Here is a 7373-nt window from a genome sequence, read left to right as displayed (position 1 = left end):
CGAGCTGGGCTTCGGGCAGGGGATAGGTGCCTTCCTGCTCGATCGGGTTCTGCGTCGCCAGCACATGGAAGGGCAGCGGCAGATCATGGCGCACACCGGCAACGGTGACGTGACGCTCCTGCATCGCCTGCAGCAGGGCGGACTGGGTGCGCGGGGAGGCGCGGTTGATCTCGTCTGCCATCAGCAGCTGGGTGAAGATCGGCCCTTTCAGGAAGCGGAAGCTGCGCTGCCCGGTCGGGCTTTCATCAAGCACTTCAGAGCCGATGATGTCTGAGGGCATCAGGTCTGGTGTGAACTGGATGCGCTGGTTCGACAGGCCGAGCGCTGTGCCCATGCTTTCGACAAGGCGCGTCTTGGCAAGGCCCGGCGCGCCGATCAGCAGCGCGTGTCCGCCTGCCAGGATCGCGGCGAGGGCCAGCTCCACCACGCGTTCCTGACCGAACACGGCCTTGGCGATTTCCGCCTTTACCTGTGCCAGCACCTCTGCGGCCGCTTCGGCTTCGGCTACGATTGCATCATCTACCTGGTCAGTATCGGCCATCAAAAGGGCGCCTCCGGGTTTCCGTCTGTCATAAACAAACCTATGTCTAAGGCCGGATCATGGCGGAGCAAAACGTGAATTCCAGTCACAAGCCCATAATCAGTCTTGAGGAGACGCTTAAAGCGATCCTCCCCGATGGCAAGGTCAACGGCAAATTGCCGCCTGTCCATCTGTGGAATCCGGAGCGGTCGGCTGACATCAATATGGAGATCCATGCCGATGGCAGCTGGTGGCATGAGGGCGGACGCATAAATCGCGAGGCGCTGGTGAAGCTGTTCTCGCGCATCCTGAAACGGGAGGAAGACGGCCGGATCTGGCTGGTGACGCCTTACGAAAAAGTGATCGTGCATGTTGAAGACGCGCCGTTCATTGCCGTGCGCGTGGACCGTGCGGGCGAGCCGGGCCGCGAACAGACGCTGGCCTTTCTGACCAATCTTGGCGATGTGACGCTAGCCGGGCCAGAGGCGCCGATCCGTGTGGCCTTTGATGCAGAGACCGGCGAGCCTGCGCCCTATGTGGAAGTGCGCGCCGGGCTGGAGGCGAAACTGGCGCGGCCTGTCTTCTATGAACTGGCCAATATGGCAGAGCCGGGCCCGGACGGCGATGACACGCTGGGCGTGTGGAGCCAGGGCGTGTTCTTTCCCCTGATGCAGGATTCATGAGTGTGCTGGGCTGGGCAGGGCTGGATGACTTCCTGTTGCGTGTGGCCTCTCGCCTCGACCCGCCACATGGGCCGGGGCGGCTGAAGGAATATGGCGACCTGGATTTCCTGACACCGGAAGAGATGAAGATGATCCGCCCGGCGGCGGTGCTGATCGGAATCATCCCGCGCAAGGCCGGGCCGACCGCGCTGCTGACGCTGAGGCCGGACACGATGAAGACCCATGCCGGTCAGGTCGCCTTTCCGGGCGGCAAGGTGGACCCCGGTGATGTGGATGATGTGGCCGCGGCGCTGCGCGAAGCGGAAGAGGAAGTAGGCGTGCGGCCGGAACAGGTGGAGGTGCTGGCCCGCAGCGCGCCCTATGTGACCGGCACGCGCTTTCGCATCACGCCGGTTGTCGGCCTGCTGCCAGCGGACTTCAAGCCGATCCCGGACCCGACCGAAGTGGCGGATGTGTTCGAGACACCGCTCGATTTTCTGATGAATATTGCCAATCACCAGGTCGGCGAGGCTATCTATAAGGGCAAGACGCGGCGCTATTACGAGATGCCGCATGGCGGATTTCGCATCTGGGGCGTGACGGCGGGGATCATCCGCCAGCTCTACCAAACACTCTATGATGACTGAGGCGGAGGCCGCGTGCAGGTCTTTTAGGGTTTTGCACACGGGCCCAACGCCTTATCTAAGAGATTGGGCAGTGGAGGACATACAGTCTTGGCCGGACGGATAATCTTTGAAATTTTCATCTTCTCGATCCCGTTCATCGTGTTCGGACTGTATCTGCTGGCGACCTCCAGCGCAGAACAGGAAGGCCGGCGCAAATGGCCGGTCAACACTCTGTTCCTGATCGGTATTGGCCTGGCGACAATCACCTGGTTCGTGCTGATCCTGATGGAGCCCAAGGAACGTGATGTCTGTCACGAGCCGGCCCGGTTCGAGAATGGCAAGATCATCCCGGCGCGCGACTATCCGTGTGATCCGCATGTCGAAAATGTCGGCATGCCGGGAGAGCGCTCTGGCGTTCGGCCCGCAACCGGTGCGACCGGAGAGACCACAGGCGTGCATGATGCCAGCGAAATTGGCGCCCGCGCGCCCGGAGATGATCCCGGCGCGGAAGCGGAGCTGCCGGAACCGATGCAGCCGGATGATGACGGAAACTAAGCGCCTTGATGCCGACTGGCTGAGCCTGCCGGAGACGGTGGCGGTGATGACGGCGCTGAATGCTGCCCGGCCAGATGGCGCGCGGTTTGTTGGTGGATGCGTGCGCAACACGCTGCGCGGCGCGCCGGTTGATGACATTGATATCGCCACGCAATTGGCGCCCGAGGAAACGCTGGCCGCGCTGAAGGCGGCAGGCATTCGCGCCATCCCGACCGGTCTTGAGCATGGTACGATCACCGCGATCGTGAATTCCCGGCCTTTCGAGATCACCAGTTTGCGCCGGGATGTCGAAACCGATGGCCGCCGCGCTGTGGTCGCCTTCACAAAGGACTGGTCCGAGGATGCCGAGCGGCGGGATTTCCGGCTGAATGCCATCTATGCCAGCGCGGATGGCACGCTGCATGAAATCGTGCCGTCATCTGTCCGCGATGCGGTGGAGGGGCAGGTCATTTTCATTGGCGAGGCGGATCAGCGCCTGCGGGAAGACTATCTGCGTATCCTGCGCTTCTTCCGGTTCAATGCCTGGTATGGCGCGGGGATTGATGAGGCCGGTCTGGCCGCTTGCGCGCGCCAGAAGGACGGCCTCTCGCAGATTGCCGCCGAGCGCATCTGGAAGGAACTGAAACGCCTGCTTGAGGCACCGGACCCGTCGGATGCCTTGCTGGCGATGGAAGAGAGCGGCGTGCTGCAGGCCATTTTGCCCGGCGCGACGGCGGCGGAGATTCCGTCCCTTGTTGGCGTGGAGGCAAAGACCGGACTGTTACCGGACCCGATGCAGCGCCTGATGGCTCTCGTGCCCCGCCGCGTCCGGGATGTGTCTGAGCTTGCCCGCCATTTGCGCCTGTCCAATGCCGAAGCAGGCCGCCTGACAGATTGGGCGGCGCCCGCGCTCGGCCATGTTCTGGAAGAGGGGCAGGGGAGCTGGCCGGAGGCTTTCTATCGCTATGGCCTGGAAACGATTATTGACCGCGCGGTGATTGAGGCGGCGCAACATGCGACACCCGAGCGGCTGTTGGACTTGTTGAGCATGGCGTCAGGCTGGTCGCGTCCGGACTTTCCGCTGGGCGGAGCGGATGCGCTGTCAGCGGGCCTGAAAGGGCCGGAGATTGGCACGGCCCTGCGTGCAGCAGAGGAAGCGTGGATCGCCTCAGGCTTTCAGCTGGGCCGGGATGACCTGCTCAGCCATCTGAATTCAATGCCAGAATAGACAGGTTCAGATAGGTCGCGAAGCTGACCCAGATGAGATAGGGAATCTGGATCAGCGCGGCGGTACGCGAATAGCGCGCAAAATCCTGCATCATCGCGATGATCAGCAGCAGCAGAGCGGCAATCGCGCCGAGCGCCAGGGCGACATCCTGCATTCCTAAGAAGGCAAGGCTCCAGAACGCATTCGCGGCAAGCATGGTGTAATAGATGCCAAGCGGGCTGAGGGCGCGTTCGAAATTGCCTGCGCGTTCCAGCACCATCAGCGCGCCAGCGGCCATCAGAACAAACAGGACGGGCCATACAAGAGAGAAGACGAAATCTGGAGGGGTGAGGGCCGGCTTGTCCAGCGTAGCGTACCAAGCGTCATTCCGGCTGAAGGATATTACTGCTCCTGCAGCGACAGCGGCCACCGTCGCCAGCAGGAGCAGTATCCCTGCCCCCCAGGGAAATCGTTTTCTTTCAGCCGCGATCATCTATCCAGCTTATACCCGGAGATGGAGAGACCGTCATTCAGCAAGCGAATCAAAATCCGGCAATGCCCTGTTGCGCGGCGATTTTTCGGAGGGCTGCCCAAAAACAGGACAGCGGATGCGACATTCGTCTCAGAATGGCTCGCCGGGGCAGGGGGCGTCAGGCCAGTTCGGAGCCTGACGCAGACTAAAAAGGTGTTATGGCCACTTCACCACGGGCGGCATGGAGGAGAGGATGCTCGTCACATTGCCGCCGGTCTTCAGGCCGAATGTTGTGCCGCGATCATAGAGCAAATTGAACTCCACATAGCGCCCGCGCTGGATCAGCTGTTCCTCGCGCTCGGCCTCGCTCCAGGCCTCATTCATGCGCCGGGCGACGATCTTCGGATAGATATCGGCGAATTGCCGGCCGACTTCCTGGGTGAAGGCAAAGTCCTGGTCCCAGTCACCTGTGTTGAACCGGTCATAGAAGATGCCGCCGGTGCCGCGCGGTTCGTCACGGTGGGTGAGGTGGAAATAGGTATCGCAATATTCTTTCATATGCGGATGGTCGGCGCCGGGATGCGTGTCGCAGGCCGCTTTCATGGCGGCATGGAAATCAACCGAATCCTCAAATTCCTGATCGCGCTGATAGGATAGCAGGGGATTGAGGTCTCCGCCGCCGCCGAACCAGCTCTGGCTGGTGACCAGCATGCGGGTATTCATGTGCGCCGCCGGGACGTGCGGGTTGCGCGGATGGGCGATCAGGGAGAGGCCGGAGGCCCAGAAGCGCCCGTCTGAAGCATCTGCGCCTGGAATCTGGGCAGCGAACGCTTCTGAAAAGGTGCCGTGAACTTCAGAGAAATGCACGCCGACCTTTTCGAAGACCTTGCCGCGCATCAGGCCCATGCGGCCGCCCCCCAGGTCTTCGCTGCCATCGCCGCGTTTCCACTCAGTCAGCTCGAATTTGCCGGCATCTCCGCTGTAGAGCGGGCGCTCGGCGGCCAGTTCAAGGGCTTCAAAGCGCGCGCAGATGTCTTCCTGAAGGCTGCGGAACCAGTCTCTGGCGCGGTTTTTTCGGGGGGTAAGATCAGTATCTGTCATGGCGCGACACATGCCGCCAGGAGTGCGACACTTGCAAGCCCCCTGTTGTCACAGGCGCCAAGTCAGGATAACGGCCTGCACAAAGTGTTTTACGGGGGGACACCCGCGCCCACTTGCCGCAATGTGCAAGCGGGCGGCCTCCTGTATGACGGGCCCAGATTTCTGCCTTCAAGGGACGGGAAAAGCGTGACTGATATACCTGCACACGAGCATGGCGAGCTTATCGACGAAGATCGCCGCAATTTCATTCATATCGCCACCGGCGCGGCTGCCTTCGGCGGGGCGGCCATGTTTGCCTGGGTTGCTGTAGACCAGTGGAACCCGGCTGCAGACACCAAGGCGGCTTCGGCACTTGATGTCGATATCTCCAAAGTTCCGCTGGGCAGCGAGATTCGCGTGCTCATCGGCGGCAAGCCATTCTTCATTCGTCACCGTACGCCGGCAGAGATTGCTGCGGCTGAATCGGTGGACGTCTCAACCCTGCGTGACCCGCAGACGGATGACGAGCGCCTGCGCCCGATGCAGAACGGCGAGCTTAACCGCGCCATCCTGATTACATCAGGTGCCTGTACGCACCTTGGCTGCGTGCCCGTCGGGCCGGCTCAGGGCAATACAGGCGAATTCGGCGGCTGGTACTGCCCTTGCCACGGTTCTGAGTACGATACGTCCGGCCGCATCCGTAAAGGCCCGGCTCCCACCAACCTCCCGGTTCCGGACTACAAATATGTGTCTGACACCGTGGTCAACATTTCGCTTTAAGGGAAGGATACCGTAGATGAGTGGCCACGAATCCTCCTACACTCCGACAAACGCGTTCACGAAGTGGCTGGACACACGTCTGCCGCTGGTGCGTTTCGCTCAAGACACCGCAATCAATTTTCCGACGCCGAAGAATTTGAACTACTGGTACACGTTCGGCGGCATCCTGGCGGTCTGTCTTGTTATCCAGATTGTGACCGGTGTGATCCTCGCGATGCACTATGAAGCCAGCGTCGATGGCGCCTTTGCCTCGGTCGAGCGCATCATGCGCGACGTGCCGTTTGGCTGGCTGCTGCGCTACATCCACGCCAATGGCGCGTCGATGTTCTTCCTGGCGGTCTACATCCACATGTTCCGCGGCCTGTATTACGGCTCATACAAGGCGCCACGCGAGATCCTCTGGATCCTCGGTTGTGTCATCTACCTTCTGATGATGGGCACCGCGTTCCTTGGCTACATGCTGCCCTGGGGCCAGATGTCCTATCACGGCTCCAACGTGATCACCGGCCTGTTCGGTGCGATCCCGCTGATCGGTGAAAGCATCCAGACCTGGCTGATGGGCGGACCGTCCATCGGGAACCAGACGCTGCAACGCTTCTTCGCGCTGCACTATCTGCTACCCTTCATGATTGCCGGCGCTGTTGTGCTGCACGTCTGGGCACTTCACGTGCCAGGCAACAACAACCCGACCGGTGTTGAAGTCCAGGACGTGAAGAAAGACACGGTGCCATTCCACCCGTACTATACGGTGAAGGACGCCTTCGCGATCGTGATCTTCCTGATCATGTTTGCGGTCTTCGTCTTCTACGCCCCGAACGTGCTGGGCCATGCTGACAACTATGTCGAAGCCAACCCGCTGGTGACGCCTGCGCACATCGTGCCGGAATGGTATCTGCTGCCATTCTACGCCATCCTGCGTGCCATCACCTTCGACCTCGGCCCGATCCCGGCCAAGCTGCTCGGCGTGATCTTCATGTTCGCAGCGATCGCCGTGCTGTTCGTGCTGCCATGGCTCGATACGTCGAAAGTGAAGTCCATGCGCTACCGTCCGGTGGCCAAGCAGTTCTTCTTTGGCTTTGTCGCAGTCTGCCTGATGCTCGGCTGGTGCGGTGCCTCCGTGCCGACAGATCCTGTGATCAAGGCGCTTCAGGGAAAGCCGACACTGGTTGTCAGCTACACCGACAATGGCGATGAAGTGACGAGCGAGTACAAAGGTGGCGCTGAAGCCTATGAGGACGCGAAGAGCTTCATGGACTCGCTGCCAGCGGATGCCAGCCCGTCGCTGTCAGCCGTGCCGGCGCCGACTTTCCAGTTCAAGCATCTCTCGCTGATCCTGACATTCTGCTATTTCGGCTTCTTTATTCTTCTGTTCTTCCTCGGCCTGACCGAGAAGCCGAAGGAACTGCCGGAATCGATCCATAAATCCGTGCTGAAGCGTCATAAAGATGCTGATGCCGTTGCCACACCGGCTGAATAGGGAGCTTTGGGGAAA

9 protein-coding genes are annotated in these 7373 nt (G+C 61.0%); 6 read left to right on the top strand and 3 right to left on the bottom strand.

From position 1 onward, the window contains the following. Positions 1-541 (bottom strand): AAA family ATPase (locus HY29_RS03100; protein ID WP_034791979.1); only part of this gene is annotated, 541 nt, incomplete at its 3' end. 59 nt (positions 542-600) lie between these two features. Here HY29_RS03100 and HY29_RS03095 point away from each other — a divergent pair. The 4 genes from HY29_RS03095 (at position 601) to HY29_RS03080 (ending at position 3570) form a co-directional block, all read left to right on the top strand. Next, positions 601-1203, top strand: coding sequence for a DUF1285 domain-containing protein (locus HY29_RS03095; protein WP_051601075.1), 603 nt, complete (start codon positions 601-603; stop codon positions 1201-1203). Then, complete coding sequence (locus tag HY29_RS03090; protein WP_034791977.1) at positions 1200-1829, top strand: CoA pyrophosphatase; 630 nt, start codon at positions 1200-1202, stop codon at positions 1827-1829. Before HY29_RS03095 ends, HY29_RS03090 begins: the two co-directional genes overlap by 4 nt. Positions 1830-1916: 87 nt before the next feature. Next, positions 1917-2363 carry a DUF6111 family protein gene (locus HY29_RS03085; RefSeq protein WP_034791941.1) on the top strand — a complete coding sequence of 149 codons (447 nt, stop codon included), beginning with the start codon at positions 1917-1919 and terminating at the stop codon, positions 2361-2363. Next, on the top strand, positions 2347-3570 hold the full coding sequence (locus HY29_RS03080; RefSeq protein WP_241765120.1) for a CCA tRNA nucleotidyltransferase: 1224 nt from the start codon (positions 2347-2349) through the stop codon (positions 3568-3570). The genes HY29_RS03085 and HY29_RS03080 overlap by 17 nt, the downstream gene beginning before the upstream one ends. Here HY29_RS03080 and HY29_RS03075 read toward each other — a convergent pair. Together HY29_RS03075 and hemF are read right to left on the bottom strand one after the other, a co-directional pair. After that, entirely contained in the window at positions 3542-4042 is a 501-nt protein-coding gene (locus tag HY29_RS03075; protein WP_034791939.1) for a TspO/MBR family protein, read from the bottom strand. The genes HY29_RS03080 and HY29_RS03075 overlap by 29 nt on opposite strands. Positions 4043-4237: 195 nt before the next feature. After that, the gene (hemF, locus tag HY29_RS03070) at positions 4238-5122 is read right to left on the bottom strand and encodes an oxygen-dependent coproporphyrinogen oxidase (protein ID WP_034792016.1); all 885 of its coding nucleotides are present in this window, start codon (positions 5120-5122) and stop codon (positions 4238-4240) included. A gap of 186 nt (positions 5123-5308) precedes the next feature. Here hemF and petA point away from each other — a divergent pair, with 186 nt between their 5' ends. Continuing rightward, complete coding sequence (gene petA / locus HY29_RS03065) at positions 5309-5881, top strand: ubiquinol-cytochrome c reductase iron-sulfur subunit (RefSeq protein ID WP_241765119.1); 573 nt, start codon at positions 5309-5311, stop codon at positions 5879-5881. 16 nt (positions 5882-5897) lie between these two features. After that, positions 5898-7358 (top strand): cytochrome b, encoded by a 1461-nt coding sequence (locus HY29_RS03060; RefSeq protein ID WP_034791936.1) that lies wholly within the window; start codon positions 5898-5900, stop codon positions 7356-7358. Positions 7359-7373: the final 15 nt, after the last annotated feature.

Source organism: Hyphomonas beringensis (assembly GCF_000682755.1).
Taxonomy (GTDB): domain Bacteria; phylum Pseudomonadota; class Alphaproteobacteria; order Caulobacterales; family Hyphomonadaceae; genus Hyphomonas; species Hyphomonas beringensis.
The sequence above is the reverse complement of the archived record's forward strand: the minus strand, read 5'-3'. Positions and strand labels throughout refer to the sequence as shown.